Source organism: Ruegeria sp. BHSA118, from assembly GCF_059613405.1.
This window is the reverse complement of the sequence record NZ_JBXWSM010000001.1, coordinates 38,566-58,584: the sequence shown is the minus strand read 5'-3', so window position 1 is coordinate 58,584 and position 20,019 is coordinate 38,566. Positions and strand designations below refer to the sequence as shown.

At 58.8% G+C, this 20,019-nt stretch carries 16 protein-coding genes; 6 read left to right on the top strand and 10 right to left on the bottom strand.

The features are described 5' to 3' along the window. Positions 1–1,128 (bottom strand): peptide chain release factor 2, encoded by a 1,128-nt coding sequence (prfB, locus tag AC2FNN_RS00295; protein ID WP_496755780.1) that lies wholly within the window; start codon positions 1,126–1,128, stop codon positions 1–3. A 77-nt stretch (positions 1,129–1,205) separates the two neighbouring features. Between prfB and AC2FNN_RS00290 the strand changes: the two genes are divergently transcribed. Continuing rightward, positions 1,206–2,036: an aminoglycoside phosphotransferase family protein gene (locus tag AC2FNN_RS00290; protein ID WP_496755778.1), complete on the top strand. Its 831-nt coding sequence runs from the start codon at positions 1,206–1,208 to the stop codon at positions 2,034–2,036. Here AC2FNN_RS00290 and AC2FNN_RS00285 read toward each other — a convergent pair. The 3 genes from AC2FNN_RS00285 to AC2FNN_RS00275 all read right to left on the bottom strand — a co-directional run bounded on the left by AC2FNN_RS00285 (position 2,030) and on the right by AC2FNN_RS00275 (position 7,065). After that, positions 2,030–4,519 carry a penicillin-binding protein 1A gene (locus tag AC2FNN_RS00285; RefSeq protein ID WP_496755777.1) on the bottom strand — a complete coding sequence of 830 codons (2,490 nt, stop codon included), beginning with the start codon at positions 4,517–4,519 and terminating at the stop codon, positions 2,030–2,032. The two genes, AC2FNN_RS00290 and AC2FNN_RS00285, sit on opposite strands and share 7 nt — an antisense overlap. 95 nt (positions 4,520–4,614) lie before the next feature. Beyond that, positions 4,615–5,835 carry an N-acetylmuramoyl-L-alanine amidase gene (locus tag AC2FNN_RS00280; RefSeq protein ID WP_496755775.1) on the bottom strand — a complete coding sequence of 407 codons (1,221 nt, stop codon included), beginning with the start codon at positions 5,833–5,835 and terminating at the stop codon, positions 4,615–4,617. A 66-nt stretch (positions 5,836–5,901) separates the two neighbouring features. Next, the gene (locus AC2FNN_RS00275; protein ID WP_496755774.1) at positions 5,902–7,065 is read right to left on the bottom strand and encodes a pyridoxal phosphate-dependent aminotransferase; all 1,164 of its coding nucleotides are present in this window, start codon (positions 7,063–7,065) and stop codon (positions 5,902–5,904) included. Here AC2FNN_RS00275 and AC2FNN_RS00270 point away from each other — a divergent pair. The 3 genes from AC2FNN_RS00270 to AC2FNN_RS00260 are packed head-to-tail and all read left to right on the top strand — an operon-like array spanning position 7,064 to position 10,296. Continuing rightward, complete coding sequence (locus AC2FNN_RS00270; protein ID WP_496755772.1) at positions 7,064–8,446, top strand: M48 family metalloprotease; 1,383 nt, start codon at positions 7,064–7,066, stop codon at positions 8,444–8,446. The genes AC2FNN_RS00275 and AC2FNN_RS00270 overlap by 2 nt on opposite strands. Continuing rightward, a complete protein-coding gene (locus AC2FNN_RS00265; RefSeq protein WP_496755770.1) occupies positions 8,443–9,201 on the top strand; it encodes a DsbA family protein in 759 nt (252 codons plus the stop codon). The genes AC2FNN_RS00270 and AC2FNN_RS00265 overlap by 4 nt, the downstream gene beginning before the upstream one ends. Positions 9,202–9,225: 24 nt before the next feature. Continuing rightward, complete coding sequence (locus AC2FNN_RS00260) at positions 9,226–10,296, top strand: agmatine deiminase family protein (RefSeq protein ID WP_496755769.1); 1,071 nt, start codon at positions 9,226–9,228, stop codon at positions 10,294–10,296. A gap of 18 nt (positions 10,297–10,314) precedes the next feature. Here the strand turns inward: AC2FNN_RS00260 and ispG are convergent, their stop codons facing one another. The 3 genes from ispG to hemA all read right to left on the bottom strand — a co-directional run bounded on the left by ispG (position 10,315) and on the right by hemA (position 14,066). Beyond that, entirely contained in the window at positions 10,315–11,436 is a 1,122-nt protein-coding gene (gene ispG / locus AC2FNN_RS00255; RefSeq protein WP_496755767.1) for a flavodoxin-dependent (E)-4-hydroxy-3-methylbut-2-enyl-diphosphate synthase, read from the bottom strand. A gap of 71 nt (positions 11,437–11,507) precedes the next feature. Next, on the bottom strand, positions 11,508–12,713 hold the full coding sequence (locus AC2FNN_RS00250; RefSeq protein WP_496755766.1) for a helix-turn-helix domain-containing protein: 1,206 nt from the start codon (positions 12,711–12,713) through the stop codon (positions 11,508–11,510). Between the two features lie 129 nt (positions 12,714–12,842). Further along, entirely contained in the window at positions 12,843–14,066 is a 1,224-nt protein-coding gene (hemA, locus tag AC2FNN_RS00245) for a 5-aminolevulinate synthase (protein WP_496755764.1), read from the bottom strand. Between the two features lie 325 nt (positions 14,067–14,391). Between hemA and AC2FNN_RS00240 the strand changes: the two genes are divergently transcribed. Continuing rightward, complete coding sequence (locus tag AC2FNN_RS00240) at positions 14,392–15,777, top strand: dipeptidase (RefSeq protein ID WP_496755763.1); 1,386 nt, start codon at positions 14,392–14,394, stop codon at positions 15,775–15,777. A 153-nt stretch (positions 15,778–15,930) separates the two neighbouring features. On the opposite strand, the gene lpdA is transcribed toward AC2FNN_RS00240, so the two are convergent. Continuing rightward, the gene (gene lpdA, locus AC2FNN_RS00235; RefSeq protein ID WP_496755761.1) at positions 15,931–17,325 is read right to left on the bottom strand and encodes a dihydrolipoyl dehydrogenase; all 1,395 of its coding nucleotides are present in this window, start codon (positions 17,323–17,325) and stop codon (positions 15,931–15,933) included. A 213-nt stretch (positions 17,326–17,538) separates the two neighbouring features. On the opposite strand from lpdA, the gene AC2FNN_RS00230 reads away from it, so the two are divergent. Further along, positions 17,539–17,973 (top strand): hypothetical protein, encoded by a 435-nt coding sequence (locus AC2FNN_RS00230; RefSeq protein WP_496755760.1) that lies wholly within the window; start codon positions 17,539–17,541, stop codon positions 17,971–17,973. 46 nt (positions 17,974–18,019) lie between these two features. Here the strand turns inward: AC2FNN_RS00230 and AC2FNN_RS00225 are convergent, their stop codons facing one another. Both AC2FNN_RS00225 and AC2FNN_RS00220 read right to left on the bottom strand, forming a co-directional pair. Next, positions 18,020–18,595, bottom strand: coding sequence for a DUF924 family protein (locus AC2FNN_RS00225; RefSeq protein ID WP_496755759.1), 576 nt, complete (start codon positions 18,593–18,595; stop codon positions 18,020–18,022). Positions 18,596–18,704: 109 nt separating this feature from the next. Continuing rightward, positions 18,705–19,976 carry an MFS transporter gene (locus AC2FNN_RS00220; RefSeq protein WP_496755757.1) on the bottom strand — a complete coding sequence of 424 codons (1,272 nt, stop codon included), beginning with the start codon at positions 19,974–19,976 and terminating at the stop codon, positions 18,705–18,707. Positions 19,977–20,019 lie beyond the last annotated feature (43 nt).

Below are 20,019 nucleotides of genomic sequence, written 5' to 3'. Positions count from 1 at the left end.
TTAGCTGTCGCCCTGGGCCTCGGATCGGCTTTTGCCTGACACGTTCAGGGCCAGTGTGGCCGCCATGAAACCGTCCAGATCGCCGTCCAGAACACCCTTGGTATCCGAGGTCTCATAATTGGTCCGCAGGTCTTTGACCATCTGGTAAGGCTGCAAAACATATGACCGGATCTGGTTGCCCCAGCCCGCATCGCCCTTGGCCTCATGCGCCGCGTTGATGTCGGCGTTCCGGCGGTCAAGTTCCTGCTGGTACAGGCGCGACTTCAGGGCCTTCATGGCAATATCGCGGTTCTGGTGCTGGGACTTTTCCGAGCTGGTTACAACAATCCCGGTCGGGATGTGCGTGATCCGAACAGCCGAGTCCGTAGTGTTCACGTGCTGACCACCTGCACCCGATGACCGGTAGGTGTCGATGCGGATATCGGCCGGGTTCACCTCGATCTCGATATTGTCGTCGACCACCGGATAGACCCAGACCGAGCTGAAAGACGTATGGCGTTTTGCCGCCGAGTCATAGGGCGAGATCCGCACCAGCCGGTGTACACCGCTTTCCGATTTCAGCCAGCCATAGGCGTTGTGGCCGGAAATCTTGTAGGCTGCGGATTTGATCCCCGCTTCTTCGCCCGGTGTCTCGGATTGCAGCTCGACCGTGTAACCCTTTTTCTCGGCCCAGCGCACATACATGCGCGCCAGCATCGACGCCCAGTCGCAGCTTTCGGTTCCGCCCGCGCCCGAGTTGATTTCGAGGAAGGTATCATTGCTGTCGGCCTCACCGTCCAGCAGCGCCTCAAGCTCTTTTTTTGCGGCCTTGGTTTTCAGCGTCTTGATCGCGGCTTCGGCATCCTGAACGACTTCTTGGTCTTCCTCCATCTCGCCCAGCTCAATCAGTTCGATATTGTCGCTGAGATCGGTTTTGATGGACTCGTAGGTCTCGATCGCGTCGACCAGCATCTGCCGCTCGCGCATCAGTTTCTGCGCCTTTTCGGGATTGTCCCACAGGTTGGGATCTTCGACACGCGCATTGAATTCCTCAAGGCGATGCGGCGCGGTCTCATAGTCCATGCGCTGCGCCAGCAGCTCCAGCGACTTTTCGATTTCCGCCACAGTGTTCTGGGTTTCGGCGCGCATGGTCTTGTCCCAACTTGCTCAATCAGGCCTGCGTGATAGCAAGAGGTGCGAGACACCACAAGACGGGCTGAACGTGAATGCAAGGCACATTTAAAGAGTTTCTGGATCGATGGGAATTGCATCAGCCGGAACTGGTTGCCGAGACAGCCCAGGCGCGGGTGTGGAAGGTACAGTCGGAACACGGGCCCGCCGCCCTGAAACTCTATCGCGGACCGGATCGCGGCAACGAAGAACCCGGGACCGCGCTGTTGGAGGCCTGGCATGACCGGGGTGCGGTTCGGGTTCTCGACGAGGAACGGAATGCCGTTCTGATGGAATGGCTGGAAGGTCCGTCTTTGGGGGACATCGCGCGGGCAGGACGCCCTGAGGACGCTGTTGCGATCCTTGCAGAAATGGCAACGTGCCTGCATGGGAAGGCCACCGCTTTTGTCCACGGCTTGAAACCGCTGGACCAGGTGTTCGCCCCTTTGTTCGGCTGCGCCTTTGCTCCGGCCTGCCCAATCCTTCTGCGCAAGGACATGCTGTGCGCCATGAATCTGGGTCAGCACCTGTTGATCAGCCAGCCCACGCCGGTGCCCCTGCACGGGGATCTTCACCCGGACAACATTGTTCTGACCCACAATGGCCCGCGGGTTTTCGATGCCAAAGGATATGCAGGTGATCCGGCCTTTGAGCTGGCAAATGCATTGCGGCACCCAAAAGGCATGACCGATTTGGTGCGCAATCCCCGGCAGATCGAAACCTGCCTGTCGCTCTATTCCGAAGCCATGAAGGTTTCAGAGAAACGGCTGGCCCAATGGGCAGCCGCCAAATGCGCCTTGTCCATCTGCTGGCGATCCGGCGGTGCCATCGAAAACGACCCGGAAGCCGACCTTTTGCGCCTTTTTCTGGACGCGGCCGGTCAGTAAAGGCCGCCGGTACTCAGATCGCCTTGCGTGGCCTTGGGCCCGACCGTGATGGTTTGACCGGTGGAGGTCTGAACCTGCACACCTGCGCGCTGAGCTTCCTCGAACAAAGGCAGGTCGGAACCAATCGCAAATCCACCGTCATAAACACGGTCGATGAACCCATCGACACCATCGCGGAAGAATTCGGCCACGACATAGTCACCGGTGGCGTCATCCGGCAGGCGGGCGCCGCTGAAACGGTCAATTTTGATGAAGTGACCACCTTCCGGCACCTCGAACGGCCCGCCGCCATACTTTTCGACGGCTTTTTCCATGAAGCTCTGGAACACAGGGCCGCACAAGGTACCACCATAAGCCCCCCGCCCCATCGGGCGCGGTCGATCATAACCGATGTAGCAACCGGCCACGATGTTCGACGTAAAGCCGATGAACCACGCATCCTTGGATTCGTTGGTGGTTCCGGTCTTGCCTGCTGTTGGCACGGGCAGATTCACAACTCTGGATGCCGTCCCGCGGTCGACCACACCCTTCATCATCGATGTCAGCTGATAGGCGGTGATCGCATCCATGACCTGTGCGCGATCCGTGACAAGGGTCGGCGATTCATCTGGTTCCAGCCAGGTCGAGTTACAGTCCAGACACTGACGGTCATCGTGGCGATAGATGGTCTTGCCGAACCGGTCCTGAATGCGGTCGACCAGAGTCGGTTCCACACGCTGGCCGCCGTTGGCGAACATCGCATAGGCCGCGACCATCTTGTAAAGCGTGGTTTCCTCGGCCCCCAGTGAGTTGGCCAAAAACGCGCCCATCCGGTCATAGACACCGAACCGTTCCGCATAGCCGGCCACGACGGGCATTGTAACTTCCTGCGCCAGACGGATGGTCATCAGGTTCCGCGACTGTTCGATCCCTGTGCGCAAAGGTGTAGGGCCGTAGAACTTGTTGGAGGAGTTCTTGGGGCGCCACAGACCCTGCGGCGTGTTCACTTCGATCGGCGCATCGACAACGATGGTTGCGGGGCTGTATCCGCTGTCCAGCGCGGCGGCATAGACAAAGGGTTTGAAGCTGGACCCCGGCTGGCGCTGTGCCTGCGTGGCGCGGTTGAACACCGTGTCCTGATACGAGAACCCGCCCTGCATCGCCAGAACACGACCCGAGTTTACGTCCATCGCGACAAAGGCGCCCTGAACTTCGGGCACCTGACGGGCAGACCACTGCCCCTCTTCACCTTCCATCACCAGAATGACATCACCGCGTTTGAAGTTCGCCGCAAAATCACCCTGCATCCACTTGATATCGGACCGGGGAATGGTGCCATCAGCAGGGCCATCTTCAATCCCGACGGTAAGTCGCTGATCCGAGACATTCAGAACCACGGCGGGATACCAGCGGGTCGGCAGCACCACATCGCGCGGAATTTCCATCAGCGCCAGCGCCTGTCGCCATTGGGCCTCATCCGCCAGCTTTTCTTCTGCGATCACCTCACCCGTACCGCGCCATCTTCCGCGCGACCGGTCATATTTTTGCAACGCCGTGCGCAGGGCCTTTGCGGCCTCGACCTGCATTTCCTCGTCCACCGACGCACGAACCGTGAAGCCACCGGTAAAGAATTCACCTTCACCAAAGTCCTCGCTCAGCTGACGACGGATTTCATCGGTGAAGTAGTCGCGCGGCGGCAAGGCGGTGCGGAAGCTTTCGAAATCGCCGTTCTGGACCGAGCGCAGCGGCATCTCGACCTCAGCCTCATAGGTCGCCTGATCGATGTAACCGTTCTGCCGCATCTCGCGCAGCACATAATTTCTGCGGTCCAGCAGGCGTTCCTTTTCCCGAACCGGGTGGTAATCCGACGGCGCCTTGGGCATCGCGGCCAGCATCGCGGCCTCGTGCGGGGCCAGTTCCTGCAAGGTCTTGTTGAAATAGGTCTGCGCCGCGGCCGTCACACCGTACGAGTTCTGACCCAGAAAGATCTCGTTCAGGTAAAGCTCAAGAATCTGCTCCTTGTCCAAGGTATCCTCGAGCCGGGTGGCGAGGATGATTTCCTTGATCTTGCGTTCTGCCCGGCGGTCGCCCGACAACAGGAAGTTCTTCATCACCTGCTGCGTAATGGTGGACGCACCCCGCACGGTTCCGCCTTTGGTTCGCACCGCTTCGACACCTGCCGCGACAATGCCGCGTGGGTCATAGCCCTGATGGGTATAGAAATTCTTGTCCTCTGCCGAAATAAACGCCTGTTTTACCAGATCGGGAATTTCCTCAGAGGGTGTGAACAAGCGGCGTTCCTGCGCGAACTCGTCGATCAGCTGGCCTTCGCCCGAATAGATCCGGCTGATCGTCGGCGGCTTGTACTGCGCCAGCGATTCATGGCTGGGTAGGTCCCGGCCATACATCCAGAACACCGCACCAATCACCAGTGCGACCATGAAAATACCCAAGGTAACGAGGCTGAAGATGGCCCCGAAAATCGAAAGAATGAAACGGATCACGTTGCTGCCTTTTACTCGCGCTGCCGCCTATATAGGGATGACCCGGCGTAGGGTCAAAACACGATGGCCAATATTAGCCGGTTTGCGCCGCAAGGTCACTGGCCAATCAGGGATTTGCGGATCACATCCTGCTGACGCCAGTCTTCGATCCCCTGGAAGATCCCCAACGCCATTTTCGCTCGCCATTCCGAATTTTTCAGGTTTTCCCGATCTCTGGGGCTGGACAGAAATCCAAGTTCGATCAAGACAGATGGAATATCAGCCGCCTTGAGAACCGAGAACGAAGCGGTCCGCAGCGGTTTGCGGTTCATCGGCCCGCCTTGCTGCGCCATCCCATTGGCGATCGCGCTAGCCAATGACCTGGTCCGCGGCATCGTTTCCTGGCGCGCCAGATCAAGAAGAACATCGGCCACCTGATCATCGTCGCCATTCAGATCGATACCCGAGATCAAATCACCCCGATCATGTCGTTCAGCCAGTTTTGAACTGGCCACATCCGAAGCATCGGCAGACAAGGTATAGACGGCGGCCCCATGGGCCCTCCCTTCCGACAGGGAATCCGCATGCAGCGAAATGAACAGATCCGCGCCAGCCCGGTGCGCCAGGGCAATCCGACGCTCCAACGAGACGAACTGGTCATCAACGCGGGTCAGGACCACCTCATAACCACCTGATCGCAAGAGAACTTCGCGCAGTTCGCGGGCAAAGGTCAGCATCAGGTTTTTTTCATCAACGCCATCGATTTCGGCACCCGGATCAATCCCGCCATGCCCCGGATCAAGCATCACGCGCAACGGCCGGTCTGCCGAGCGCGCCGAAACCTGCGGCACATCAGCCGGTTCCGGCAGATCCCATCCCGAGTTGCGCGGCGCACCTGCGGTTGCGTTGAAAGTATCAAAATCCGTGCCCTTGAGGTTGAGAGACAGCAGTGCGGCCCCCGAATCCTCGGCAACTGACAATTCGGCAGTGTCTACGGCCATCGGTGCACCCAGTTCCAACACCAGCCGCGACCACCCCGGAACGTAGGCACCGAATTGCACGCCGCTGACGCGTTCAGATTGCAGGAAATCCGTTCGGTTCAGCCCGGTCCAGTCCACTTCGTTGAAGTCCAGAACCATCCGGTAAGGATCCTGCAAGGTGAAAATCCGGTACGGCACCCCCTGGCTCAGGCCGATATCCACGCGAACGCCGGTTCGCCCCACATCCGTGATGCGGCTTTGGTCGGGTTGAATGCGTGCCAGCGCACTGAAATCCTGCGCGACGGCACTGCCGCACAGCGCCCAGATCAGGGCGACGCAAATGAAGATCCTGCTCATGGCCTCAAGTTTTCCCGAGATCGTTTGCCGGGCAGCCTATACCACAAGGGCTGATTTGTGAACGGCTCAGGCAGGTTCCCCGATCACCTTCCGCTGGGTCATGAAAACGCGCAACCGTTCCAGCCCGTCCTGAATGTCGACCGTCGAACGCGCATAGGAAAAACGCAACGTCGTGTGGCCGCGTTGCGGATCGAAATCCAGACCCGGCGTGACCGCCACACCGGCCTTGTCCAGAATCTCGGCCGCAAATGCGCGGCTGTCATCGGTCAGGTCAGACACGTCGGCATATACATAGAAAGCCCCGTCCGGAGGCGCGATTTTCGTAAAGCCCGCCTTGGGCAGCCCGTCCAGCATCAGGGCGCGGTTTCGGCGGTACACGTCCAGATTGGCTTGCAGCTCGTCCTCGCAATCCATCGCGGCCAGTGCGGCAACCTGACTGGCATGCGGCGCGCAGATGAACATGTTCTGGGCTATCCGCTCGACCACGCGCACCTGATCCTCGGGCACGACCATCCAGCCCACGCGCCATCCGGTCATCGAGAAATACTTGGAAAACGAGTTGATCACATAGCACTCATCCGTCAGTTCCAGCGCGGTCACGGCCTTGGCCTCATATTCCAGGCCATGATAGATTTCGTCGCTGATGAAGGACGCCCCCTGCCCGTGTGCTGCTTCGATCAGCGACCCCATGGCGGCGTGATCCAGCATCGTGCCGGTAGGATTCGCCGGAGACGCCACCATCAGCCCTTTCAGGCCCATTCCCTGAATATCCGCTGCAACGGGTTGCAGACGGTTTTCAGGCGCGGTTGGCAGATCGACCGGCACCAATCCAAGTGCCCTGAGAATCTGGCGATAAGACGGATATCCCGGCGCGCCGATTCCAACCCGATCCCCGCTGTCGAACAACGCCGTGAAAGCCAGCAGAAATCCGCCGGACGATCCGGGCGTGATGACCACACGCCCCGGGTTCAGGTCCACATCGTACCACTCACCATAAAGCTGCGCGACACGCTTTCGCAGCGCAGGCAATCCCAGAGACACCGTATAGCCCAACGGGCTTTGATCCATCGCCTTCGCCAGCGCATCGGTCGCGCCCTTGGGTGCGCCGGTTCCGGGTTGGCCGACTTCCATGTGAATCACATGGCGGCCCGCTTCTTCCGCATGGCGCGCGGCCTCCATCACGTCCATCACGATGAAGGGATCGACCCCGGACCGGGTTGAGTTTCTCATGCCCATCTCCCATGTTGCAGTCATGGCTTTTGAACGCGTATCCCTGCTGACGTCAATCCCGGCTCTGATCCTGTCGGTTGGTGTCTGGCTGGCGGCGGCAACGCAATCCCATGGGCAAAGCCTGATCCGCGATCCCGATATCGAGCGTGGCCTGCGTGAACTGGCCTTTCCAGTTCTGCGCGCCGCCGGCCTGAACACCAATCGCGTTCAAATCCTTGTGGTCAATGACAACACGTTCAATGCATTCGTCATCGACTACAACGCCATCTATGTGAATTACGGGCTGATCCTTACGGTCGAAAGCCCCGAAATGCTGCAAGCGGTGATTGCGCATGAGGCGGCGCATATCGCGAATGGCCATCTGGCCCGCCGCGCCGAAAACCTGAAGGCGGCGCGGCGCAATGCGGGCCTTGGCACCGCTTTGGCCTTGCTTGCGGCTGCCGCCGGAGGGGGTGAAGCCGCCATTGGCATCGCCGCAGGCACCCAGGGCGCGGCATTCCGCAGCTTTCTGGGCCATACCCGCGCCGAAGAGGCCTCGGCCGACCGAAGCGCCGCAAGCTATCTGCGATGGGCTCAGATTTCCCCCAGCGGCATGGTGGAGCTGCACAGGAAATTCGCGGGTCAGGAATTGCTGAGCGTCGCCAACCAAGACCCGTATATGCGGTCGCACCCTACCAGTCGTGAACGGTTGCGCGCCGCCGAAGCGTTTCTGGATGAGTTCGGCGACAAGGCCGTTCCGAATGCCAATGCCGATTACTGGTTCGCCCGCGTCAAAGGCAAATTGTCGGCCTTTTTACGCTCACCCAGCTGGACATTACGGCGCGCAAATGAAGAAACCGCCCAGGACATCCGCCTGATGCGCGAGGCTTCGGCCCATCATCAGAACCGTGATTTGGATCGCGCGCGTGGTGCCATCGACAAGGCCCTGACTCTGCGCCCGAACGACCCATACTATTATGACCTGAAAGGGCAAATTCTTCTGGAAAACAGGCAAATAGGCGCGGCTGTTGAAGCGTACGGGAACGCTGTTGAAATGGCTCCGAACGATGCGCTGATCCTAGCTGGATACGGGCGGGCGTTGCTGGCGCAGGGTCAAACCAAACAGGCCCTGAACGTGCTGGAAAAAGCCCGCGCCCGGGATTACCGGAATGCCAGGCTGTTGCAGGATCTTGGTGTTGCCTATGCTCAGGTCGGCAATGATGGTATGGCGTCGACCGTGACGGCAGAGCGGTATGCGCTGCAAGGGCGGTTGAAAGATGCCGGAATTCACGCAAAACGCGCCGTGGCACGATTGCCCGAAGGTTCCCCGGGTTGGCAAAGGGCACAAGACGTGTTGATTGCGTCGGAACGACTCGACAAAGACAAAAGGAAACGGAAATGATCCTCAGACATGCTGCACCCGCCCTTCTGGGGCTTTCCATGGCAGCGACCTCGGCGCAGGCGCTGGACTTGAACGCGATGAACGATGCCGAGAAAGCGGAATTTGGTGCCCAGGTGCGCGAATACCTGCTGGAAAACCCCGAAGTGATCCTCGAAGCCATCAACATTCTGGAAGAGCGCAATGCCGTCGCCGAAGCCGCTGCGGACAAAGAACTGGTCGCCGCCAATGCGGATGAACTGTTCGATGACGGGTTCAGCTGGGTTGGCGGCAACCCGGATGGCGACATCACGCTGGTCGAGTTCATGGACTACCGGTGTGGCTATTGCCGCCGTGCCGTTCCCGAAGTGGCCAGCCTGCTGGCAGACGACGGAAACATCCGCCTTGTGATCAAGGAATTCCCCATCCTGGGTGATGCATCTGTGCTGTCCTCACGTTTTGCCGTGGCCACCAAACACGTGGCGGGCGACGACGCATACAAGCAGGTCCATGACGCCCTGCTGGAATTCACCGGCGAGCCAAGCGAAGTTGCCCTGCGCCGCATCTCGGACGGTTTGGGGCTGGATAGCGATGAGATCATCGCCGCAATGGACAGCGACCGCGTGACGGACGAAATCACCCGTACCCGTGCTCTGGCCCAGCGGATGCAGATTTCGGGTACGCCTTCGTTTGTGTTGGGCACAGAGATGCTGCGTGGCTATTTGCCAGCCGATCAGATGCAGCAGATCGTTGACGGCATACGCGCCGAACGCGGCTGAGGCCGGATCTGTCGGCAACTTGCCATGAACCGGCGAGAATTTCTGGTGGTCGGAGGAGCGTTGGGTATGACGGGTTTCTCTGGCCAATCTGTTGCGCAGCCCGCGACAGGCTTCCACGTCCCTGCCGAAGACGCCCGGCATCATCGCAGTTTCATGCAATGGCCGGTCAGCCGCACCGTCTATCCCGACCCCGTATTTCTGGAAATGGTACAGGGGACCATTGCGGGAATCGCAAACACGATCTCTGCTTTTGAACCCGTCACAATGCTCGCCGGATCGGAACATCACGCAGATATCAGCAAACGGCTTTCTGCGGCGGTCGAGCTCTGGGATGTCCCGACCGAAGATCTGTGGTGCCGGGACGCAGGCCCGGTCTTTGCGTTCAATACCCATGGCGCGCTTGTGGTCCAGCAGATCCAGTTCAATGGGTGGGGAGGAAAACAGGTTCACGCACATGATGCGAAAATAGCCGGCAGAGTAGCCGAAAGGCTGGGGCTGCCCCTGTTGCCAACCGGGCTGATCGGCGAAGCCGGTGCCGTCGAGCAGGATGGGCATGGGACACTTATGGCGCATGAAAGCTCGTGGGTGAATGACAACCGCAATCCCGGCCTCACTCGGGACGTGATCGAAGCCCGGTTGTTGTCGGCCTATGGGGCCAAACGCATGATCTGGTCCGAAGGTGTCCGGGGCGAAGATATCACCGACTATCACATTGACAGTCTGGCCCGCTTTACCGGCCCCGGTCGCGGCATCATCAACTTGCCGGATGAACCGGACAAATATGACCCTTTTCACATGGCCGCGCTGGACACCCATGATCGTCTCATTGCCGTGGGCATCGACATGGACGTGATACCCGAGCCGCATTTCCGCCGTGTCAAAAACCCGGACTTCGTGGCCTCTTACGCCAATTACTACGTCTGCAACGGCGGTGTAATTGCGGCCCGGTTCGGAGACTCGGATACAGACAGGATCGCGTCGGAAACGCTTGCAAAACACCACCCCGGACGTGAAGTCGTGACGCTTGACGTGGATGTGCTGGGAGAGCTTGGCGGCGGCATCCATTGCGCCACACAACAGATGCCGGGTTTTTAGATGTTGTGAAGAAACATGCTATTCAGCCGCTTCAGCCGCCGCATCCAGTTCAGCCGCCTTTTTCTCGACCTCTTCCACGATGTGATCGATCATCTGATCGTTCGACATCTTGTGGCTGGCTTTGCCGGCCAGATAGACCATGCCGGACCCTGCCCCGCCGCCGGTGAAACCAACATCGGTCATCAGCGCTTCGCCCGGCCCGTTTACCACGCAGCCGATGATCGACAGGCTCATCGGCGTTTTGATGTGTTCAAGGCGATGTTCCAGCGCCTCGACGGTTTTGATGACATTAAAACCCTGCCGCGCGCAGGATGGGCACGAGATGATATTGACGCCCCGATGGCGCAGGCCAAGGGATTTGAGGATTTCAAACCCGACCTTGACCTCTTCCACCGGATCAGCAGACAGGCTGACGCGGATCGTGTCGCCGATTCCCATCCACAGCAGGTTGCCCAGCCCGATGGCCGATTTGATCGTGCCGCTGACCAGCCCTCCGGCCTCGGTAATGCCCAGATGAATCGGCGCGTCGGTGGCCTCGGCAATGCCTTGATAGGCCGCAGCCGACAAGAAGACGTCGCTGGCCTTTACGCTGATCTTGAACTCGTGAAAATCATTGTCCTGAAGGATGCGGATATGTTCCAGCCCGCTTTCGACCATCGCCTCGGGGCACGGCTCGCCATATTTCTCAAGCAGGTGCTTTTCCAGGCTGCCCGCGTTCACGCCAATGCGGATCGAGCAGTTGTGGTCGCGCGCCGCCTGGATGACCTCTTTCACGCGGGTTTCGTCACCGATATTGCCGGGATTGATGCGCAGACAGGCAGCGCCCGCTTCGGCGGCCTCGATCCCGCGCCGATAGTGGAAATGAATATCCGCCACGATGGGCACGGGGCTTTCCCTGACGATCTGTTTCAACGCTTTGGACGACGCCTCATCAGGAACCGAGACGCGAACGATATCCGCACCCGCCTCAGCCGCCGCCTGCACCTGCGCCACAGTCGCCGCCACATCGGTGGTCAGCGTATTGGTCATGGTTTGAACGGCAATGGGTGCATCGCCACCAACGGGGACGTTGCCGACCATGATTTGACGGGATTTACGACGATAGATGTCGCGCCATGGGCGCACGTGATTGAGGGACATAAGGACGGATCCGCGTCTGCCTGAGTTGCGATTGTAGATAGTTCGGCAACGGGGTTATCGCAATGGCTAGATCACTCGGCGGGCGTTTCTGTCGCCTCGGTTTGCAGTTCCGCCACCAGTTGCTTGAGCGCACTGTTCTGTTCCGCCTCCAGATCGGCGACGGCATAGGCCTCGGACACGGCGTCTTTCGACAGAACGACACCCTTGGCGACCGTGCCCGGAGCACCCGCCGGGCCGTAATGCTTACCGTTCATCGCGAAATAAACGGATCCCGATGCGCCCGCACGCAACGACGGCGGTTCTTCCGTCAGGGGCACTTCGAACACACTGCCTTGCTCGACGGTTCCCAGCGTACCTTCGAAAATGACGCTGCCATCCGCAGCCGTCACGCGCATCCATGCCGGATCAACCGCCACAATCTTGAGCGTGGTATCGATCTGTTCGACCACTTGCGGCAGGGCCGGTTTTTCGACCGTGTGCAGTTCAGCCACTTCGAACTGCGGCAATTCGGGTGGGCGGAAGGTTCCAACCTCGCGCGGATCAAGCGTTGAGATCGGAGCATCCCGCGCAACCAGCACCGGAACATCCAGTGCCTGCGGACGATAGAGACGGTCCAATGCTTCGGCATTTGCCACTTGTGCAGCGTCATCAGACACATTGCTGCGCGCCGCATCCAGCGGATCCAGATCAGACAGAACCACCGGTGCCTGTTCAACCGGGCTGACCTGAACTTGCTGAATCTTGTTCAAAACAGCCCAACCACCATAGCCAATGCCACCGATCACCGCCAGCAAAACCAGCGACGAGCCGATTGCGCGGGGTTCAATCTGGCTGACCAGGGACTCCTTGCCCGGAATATAGGGCGTATTGGGCGAAATGAACGGATCCCGCCCCATCGGGCCGCGCGCAGGCAGAGCCCCCGAAGGCTTCCGCACCACCGAGGCCTCTGCGGACATGCCATGCGCAACCTCAAATCCGCTTTCCTTGCAGAAAGACGCGAAGGTCTCATCAGGGTTCATACCCAGATAGCGCGCATAGGAACGCACATACCCGGCGATAAAGCCGGGTGTATCAAACGCATCGGGGTCGGCGTTTTCAATTGCAGCGATATAGTTGGCTTTGATCCGCAGCTCGCGCTGAACATCCAGAAGAGATTTGCCCATCGTTGCGCGTTCACCGCGCATCTTGTCGCCCAGGCGAACTTCGTAGTCGTCAAACCCTTTTGGTCTGACATCTACGTCCTCTTCGGATTCGCGCTGAGATCTGCGCCCAATCATCCCTGCTGCCCCATTCTGCCTGTCGCGTATTTCGCGTAAGTGGCGAATCATCCCCAGAATGATTCGTCTACTCGTTTTGTTAGCGTAAGCTTAACACGCGGCAAACTCGTTGCACACTTTGGCGTTAGGTTATCCGGCAAGTTCGGCGCGATTTAGCGCACAATGTGACCAAAGTTCGTCCATCGCCTGCACCAGACGGTTCATTTCGTCGGGTCCATGCACCGGAGACGGGGTAAAACGCAGGCGCTCGGTTCCGCGCGGGACGGTCGGGAAATTGATCGGTTGCACGTAAATGCCATAATCGTCCAGCAGCATATCGCTGAGCTTTTTGGTGTGCACCGGATTGCCGACGATCACAGGCACGATATGGCTGCCGTGGTCTATCAGCGGAAGGCCCATTCCCTTCAGCCGCAGCTTGAGGATCTTTGCCTGAGTCTGGTGCTGCTCGCGCAGCTCAGACGCGGTTTTCAGGTATGCAACAGATGCAGCCGCCCCTGCGGCAACCGCCGGCGGCAAGGATGTCGTAAAGATAAAGCCCGGCGCATAAGACCGCACGGCATCGCACATCTTTGCACTGGCGGCGATATAGCCCCCCATGACGCCATAGGCCTTGGCCAGAGTGCCGTTGATGATGTCGATCCGATGTGCAAGGCGATCCCGCTCGGTCACGCCACCACCACGCGGGCCATACATGCCAACCGCGTGCACTTCGTCGATATAGGTCAGTGCGCCGAATTCATCTGCCAGATCGCAGATTTCTTCGATCGGACCAAAATCACCGTCCATCGAGTAGACGGACTCGAACGCGATCAGCTTGGGTGCGGCGGGATCGTCCGCCGCAAGCAATTCGCGCAGATGCGCCACGTCGTTATGACGGAAGATGCGCTTGGCCCCGCCGTTTCGGCGTACCCCTTCTATCATCGAAGCATGGTTCAGCGCGTCAGAATAGATGATCAGCCCCGGGAACAGCTTGGGCAGCGTGCTGAGCGTGGCGTCGTTGGCGATATAAGCACTGGTGAACAACAGCGCGGCTTCCTTGCCATGCAGATCTGCCAGCTCGGCCTCGAGCCGTTTGTGATAGACCGTTGTCCCCGAGATGTTGCGCGTCCCGCCCGACCCGGCACCGGTTGCGTCGACCGCCTCGTGCATCGCCCGCAACACGACCGGGTGCTGGCCCATGCCCAGATAGTCATTGCCGCACCAGACGGTGATATCCTGCTGCGACCCGTCGGGGCGCGTACGCACCGCATGGGGGAACTGTCCGTTGCGACGTTCGATATCGATGAAGGTCCGGTAACGTCCTTCGTCATGCAGCCTGGCAATCGCTGAATCGAGCTGAGCAGTATAGTCCAACGGACCCTCCTTGAATGCCCGTTTCCGGTTTCCCTTGGGCAATTAGTCTGCCACATCCCACAGCTTAACCTGTATCAGCAGCTTTGTGTTACTTTGTTCAGCTGGTTACAGCCGAACAGGTGAACCCAACTTTGATTTGCATCAAATATAAGTTTGCAATGCTCACGGCAAGTATAGTTCCGGCCATCGGACGCGTGGAAACGACGCAGCCCGCGCAGCGTCATTCGCGGGCATGTGATTGCATGAACAATTCAGATCAACCGCTCTGGACGGCGCTGTCAACGCTGCTAGGGTTCGCCCGAACACTGACAAGCAGGAGATCCCCATGTCGCTAGACACCGTGCTGAACCGGATTGACGAAGATCTGCAAACCTCGATCGACCGCCTGATGGAGCTGTTGCGCATCCCCTCGATCTCGACCGATCCCGCGTACAAGGCCGACGTCAGCCGTGCAGCCGACTGGCTGGTTGCCGACCTCAACAGTATTGGAATCGCAGCAGAAAAAAAAGAAACCCCGGGGCACCCGATGGTCGTAGGCCATGTGGGCGAGGACTCGGATGCACCTCATATCCTGTTTTATGGCCATTATGATGTGCAACCCGTCGATCCGTTAAACCTTTGGACACGCGACCCGTTTGACCCCGCCATCGAAGATACCGAGCACGGCCCCGTCATCCGCGGGCGCGGGGCATCGGACGACAAAGGTCAATTGATGACATTCGTCGAAGCCTGCCGCGCCTGGAAAGCGGTGCACGGATCCCTGCCCTGCCGCATCACTTTCTTCTTTGAAGGCGAAGAGGAATCCGGCTCACCCTCTCTGGTCCCCTTCCTCGAAGAAAATGCCGCCGAACTCAAAGCGGATCTGGCGCTGGTCTGCGATACATCCATGGTATCGCGAGGTGTGCCGTCGATTGCTGCGCAGCTGCGCGGCATGCTGAAGGACGAGTTCACCATCATCGGCCCCCGCATTGATCTGCACTCCGGCCATTACGGCGGCCCGGGGCTGAACCCGCTGCGCGAGCTGTCGAAAATCGTTGCCTCATTCTATGATGACGAAACCGGGCGTGTCACGGTCGATGGTTTCTATGAAGGCGTTCACGAAGTACCCCAGGACCAGCTGCGCCAGTGGCAGAATTGCGGCTTCGACGAAGCGGATTACCTGAATTCGGTCGGCTATACCCAGCCGCACGGCGAAAAAGCCTATTCGACGCTCGAACAGCAATGGGCGCGCCCGACACTAGAGGTGAACGGGCTGTGGGGCGGATACAATGGCGCAGGCTCGAAAACCGTTATCCCTTCGGAAGCGCATTGTAAAATCACGTGCCGACTGGTCGGCGACATGGACCCCGACGCGCTGCGCAACAAGATCCGCAAACATGTCGAGGATCGCCTGTCCCCGGATGCAAAAGTTGTCTGGGACAACGATCTGGAAGGGTCGCCCGCTTCGGTCATGAATATCGATCGCCCGGAATTCGAAGCCGCGCGCAAAGCGCTGTCGGACGAATGGGATCGCGAAGCGGTGTTTACCGGCATGGGCGGATCGATCCCCGTCGTCGGGTATTTCAATACCGTTCTGGGGCTGGATTCGATGCTGGTCGGCTATGCCAACGAGGACGACGCCATCCATTCGCCGAATGAGAAATACGACGTCAAAAGCTTCCACAAGGGCATCCGTTCGTGGGCCCGCATTCTGGATGCTTTGAACAAGTAACGGATTTCAGCGAGGCTCTGCCTCGCGCTCCGGGATATTTGACGCCAGATGAACAGAGAATCCCTTGTTCATCTGGCCCAAAATATCCCGGGGGAGCCGCGCACAGCAAGGCGGGGGCAGAGCCCCCTGCCCGGTCGCAACACGCGTATGACGTTACATGTGGATCACGCGGCCATACGCATCCAACACGCTTTCGTGCATCATTTCTGACAGAGTCGGGTGCGGGAAAACCGTGTTCATCAGGTCTTCTTCGGTGGTCTCCAGCTGCCGCCCAACCACATAGCCCTGAATCAGTTCCGTGACTTCCGCGCCGATCATATGGGCCCCCAGCAGTTCGCCTGTCTTGGCGTCGAACACGGTCTTGATCAGACCTTCCGGTTCGCCCAGAGCAATCGCCTTGCCGTTGCCGATGAAGGGGAAGCGTCCAACCTTGATGTCATACCCCAGTTCTTTGGCTTTCGCTTCGGTGTACCCCACCGAGGCCACTTGCGGCTGACAATAGGTACATCCGGCGATGCTTTCGGGCTTGACCGGATGCGCATGCTGGCCCGCGATCAGATCGGCAACCATGACACCTTCGTGGCTGGCTTTATGTGCAAGCCAGGGCGCGCCCGCGATGTCACCAATCGCATAAAGGCCTTCGACACCGGTACGGCAATATTCATCCGTCACCACATGCGTGCGGTCGATCTTTACGCCCAGCGCCTCCAGACCCAGGTTTTCGACATTCCCAACTATCCCGACAGCCGAAATAACGGTGTCGAACTCGTGCTTTTCAACCTTGCCCTTAACCTCGATATGAGCGGTCACCTTGCCCTTGCCGCGATCCAGTTGCTTGACCATGGCTTTTTCCATGATGGTCATGCCTTGCTTGGTGAAGGCTTTCTTGGCCAAGGCACTTATTTCCGCGTCTTCCACAGGCAACACGCGGTCCATCACCTCGACCACCGTCGTATCGGCCCCCAGCGTGTTGTAGAAACTGGCAAATTCGATGCCGATCGCGCCCGAGCCGATGACCAGCAGTTTCTTTGGCATCCGAGGCGGTTGCAGCGCGTGCTTGTACGTCCAGACCAGATCGCCGTCAGCCTCGAGGCCGGGCAGTTCGCGGGCCCGTGCGCCGGTTGCAAGAATGATATTCTTGGCCGTCAGTTCTTCGGTGCCCTTATCGGTCTTGACGCTGACCTTGCCTTTTGCGGGGATGGTCGCTTCACCCATCACCACGGCGACCTTGTTCTTCTTCAGCAGATGGCCGATGCCGCCCGAAAGCTGCCCGGCAACGCCACGGGATCTCTTGACGACCGCGTCCAGATCGTAACCGATCTTGTCGGCTTTCAGTCCGAAATCCTTGGCGCGCTCCAACAGATGGAACACTTCGGAGGACCGCAGCAATGCCTTGGTGGGGATGCACCCCCAGTTCAGGCAGATGCCACCAAGGTGCTCGCGCTCGACCACGACGGTTTTCAGACCAAGCTGGGCCGCACGGATGGCGGCGACATAGCCACCGGGGCCAGCCCCGATTACGATCAGATCATAGGATTGTGCAGCCATGTGTTCCTCTCGGCGCAGGTGGTGAAAATTTAGTTTACCATTAAACTATTTCCAGAAACGCATCAACACGCCTTCCCGCGACAAATGAGACGCAGGGTAAACCATGCCTGAATGTGCGGATTTCAGCCTATACCCCGGTCCGTGCTATGGCTAGAACGGAACTGCCGACGCCGCTCGGACATTTGTGAAGACATTGAATTCAAGGGGTTTACCATGGCCAAAACACTGAAAGATCTGGCACTTGCTCTGCTTAACGCAACTTTGATACTTGTGGCGCTGTGCCTGTTTCTGGGCTGGAAGCTGGCATCGAAAGTCGAAAGCGTCTCGGCAGAATTCTCAGAGGCCGTACAGGTTCTTGCCCCTTTTCGGGATGAGGCGAAGGGCATTCGGGGCGAACTTTCCGCGTTGCGCGATGATCTGGCGACCCTGAGAAGTGAAAACCAGATCACCGACAGTCAAGCCGCGCAAAACATCCAGGCAACATTGCGCCGCCTGAACGCAGTTGACCAAAAGCTGCAATCTGCGCAGGAACGGTTCACTGAACTTGCCGAGACACCAGAGGTTCTGATCGCCCAGGCCATCCAGACCGGAGCAGACATCGCATCCGAACGCGTCCTGGCGTTCAAAGGATGTGAGCCGGGATCCTGAAGCGCCCCGCGCGAACAACCGAGGCGCACAACATGTATCTGCGATCTCAGGCCATCGCTTGCAGTTGTCGCACGGTGCTGCCATAGCCGCCCATGTCGACGTAAGCCTCTTCATGGGGGGTCGAGCTGCGCGACAGTGCTTTGTTCCGGTAGGGGAAACGACCGAACTTGCGGATCACTTCACGATGCGCACGGGCGTGCAGCAGATTGCTTGTATCGCTGCTCAGGTTCTGACAGATCAGACGCACGCAGCGTTCCTGATCGCACAGATTTTCCGAATGCATCATCGGCAGGTAAAAGAACTGCCGGGCCGGTTCATCGATCTTCTTGTCCCAGCCTCTGTCTACCGCGCATTTCGCCGCCGCCAGGGCCGCTCGGTCCGTCGCGAAAGCACGCGCTTGCCCCCGGAACATGTTGCGTGGAAATTGGTCCGTCAAAATTATGTAAGCCAGTGACCCGCTGGGATAGGTCAGCCAGAGCGAAAACTTGCCCTCGGCCGCAGCCTCCCACGTTGATTGAAAACGTGCGCGGATTTCTGAATCCAGCGCTTCATCCTCACTGTACCAGCCCTTTGGACCCACCTCATCTAACCAAAAACTCAATACTTCTTCAGGCGTTACCATTGCCTTAAACTCCGTCTTGTGCCCGTAGTCTGGACGTAACGTCATTTAAGGCCGTTTTACAGAACTGTTACAGTAACATATTGCAACACTTGCGACATAATCCTGTGTCCTAGGCATCTTCCTGCTCGGCCTGTTCGGCCTCGGCGGCTTCGATGGCGACTTCCTGTGCCACTTCAAACGCAACTGGCGAGGCTGTTGGATACAGCGTCGACATTGTGCCGGTTTCGTCCACAGGAATCGATGCCCGCTGCGTCGTCCGATACAGGGCGTAAAGTGCCATTGCGAGTAACAGTGCCGCAATAAAGAGAAAAAAGCCCGGTGGCCCGAATATGGCATCCCCCATCAGCCAGCCGGTGATCACCGGCCCGGCAATCGCGCCCAAACCATTGATGAATACCAGCCCGCCGGATGCGGCCGCCATGTCTTCGTGATCCAGAAAGTCATTCGCATGTGCGATCAGCAAGGAATAAAGCGGGTTGGACATACCACCGATCAGGAAAGCCGAAGCAAGCAGAATTGGAAACGATCCGCCCATTATCATCGCGATCGTTGCACCACCGGCACCGGCGAGCGCCACAAGCAGGATCAGAAAGCGGCGATCCATGCGATCAGAAAACCAGCCCAAAGGGTATTGCAGAACCACTGCGCCGATATAAAACGTGGCAACGAAGGTTGAAATCTCGACAAGCGACAGCCCTGCCCGGGCGCCATACACCGCCGCCATGCCGAACTGCGCCGAAAACACGCCCCCAAGAAGAAACATGCCCACGCAGCCCAGAGGCGAGGTTTCCAGTAGTTTCTTCAGGGTCATCGGTTTGGTGGTATCAAAGGCCGGTGTGGGCGAGATTGACAGCAAAATCGGTGCGAAGGACACTGAAACCAGGATCGAGGCGATTACAAAGGTCTCGTAACCGGCCGGGTCGCCGACAAGAACAAGCGCCTGCGCACTGATGATCCCCGTCATCTGGACGATCATATAGAGCGACAGCGCCTGCCCGCGATTTTCATTGCTGGCCGCATTGTTGAGCCAGCTTTCGGCGGTGACATAGACGCCCGAAAAACAGAACCCGATCACCACACGGCCCAGAATCCATGCGATCGGGTTTGTCAGCATGGGATACATGATCATCACGGCCGAAATGAACGACGCAAGGGCCGCAAAGACCCGCACGTGGCCAACACGCCGGATCATCTCGGGCGCAAGGCGTGAGCCGCCCAGAAAGCCCAGGAAATAGGCCGACATGACAAAAGACATCTCGAAGGTCGAAAAGCCTTCGATCTCACCCCGCACACCCAGAATCGTGCCCTGAAGGCCGTTTCCGACCATCAGCAACCCCATGCCGAGCAGCAGCGCCCATGCGCTGGAAAGGACCTGAATCATTGGGGCCTCCGACTAATGCCAACCTGTTTTTAGTGTCGTTCTG

Bases quoted from the DNA above. Each gene is read 5' to 3' on its own strand.
- AC2FNN_RS00230 (WP_496755760.1), top strand. From the start codon at position 17,539: ATGGCCAAAACACTGAAAGATCTGGCACTTGCTCTGCTTAACGCAACT.
- AC2FNN_RS00240 (WP_496755763.1), top strand. From the start codon at position 14,392: ATGTCGCTAGACACCGTGCTGAACCGGATTGACGAAGATCTGCAAACC.
- prfB (WP_496755780.1), bottom strand. From the start codon at position 1,128: ATGCGCGCCGAAACCCAGAACACTGTGGCGGAAATCGAAAAGTCGCTG.
- lpdA (WP_496755761.1), bottom strand. From the start codon at position 17,325: ATGGCTGCACAATCCTATGATCTGATCGTAATCGGGGCTGGCCCCGGT.
- ispG (WP_496755767.1), bottom strand. From the start codon at position 11,436: ATGTCCCTCAATCACGTGCGCCCATGGCGCGACATCTATCGTCGTAAA.
- AC2FNN_RS00275 (WP_496755774.1), bottom strand. From the start codon at position 7,065: ATGAGAAACTCAACCCGGTCCGGGGTCGATCCCTTCATCGTGATGGAC.
- AC2FNN_RS00220 (WP_496755757.1), bottom strand. From the start codon at position 19,976: ATGATTCAGGTCCTTTCCAGCGCATGGGCGCTGCTGCTCGGCATGGGG.
- AC2FNN_RS00280 (WP_496755775.1), bottom strand. From the start codon at position 5,835: ATGAGCAGGATCTTCATTTGCGTCGCCCTGATCTGGGCGCTGTGCGGC.
- AC2FNN_RS00225 (WP_496755759.1), bottom strand. From the start codon at position 18,595: ATGGTAACGCCTGAAGAAGTATTGAGTTTTTGGTTAGATGAGGTGGGT.
- AC2FNN_RS00270 (WP_496755772.1), top strand. From the start codon at position 7,064: ATGCCCATCTCCCATGTTGCAGTCATGGCTTTTGAACGCGTATCCCTG.
- AC2FNN_RS00260 (WP_496755769.1), top strand. From the start codon at position 9,226: ATGAACCGGCGAGAATTTCTGGTGGTCGGAGGAGCGTTGGGTATGACG.
- AC2FNN_RS00250 (WP_496755766.1), bottom strand. From the start codon at position 12,713: ATGATTGGGCGCAGATCTCAGCGCGAATCCGAAGAGGACGTAGATGTC.
- AC2FNN_RS00265 (WP_496755770.1), top strand. From the start codon at position 8,443: ATGATCCTCAGACATGCTGCACCCGCCCTTCTGGGGCTTTCCATGGCA.
- AC2FNN_RS00290 (WP_496755778.1), top strand. From the start codon at position 1,206: ATGCAAGGCACATTTAAAGAGTTTCTGGATCGATGGGAATTGCATCAG.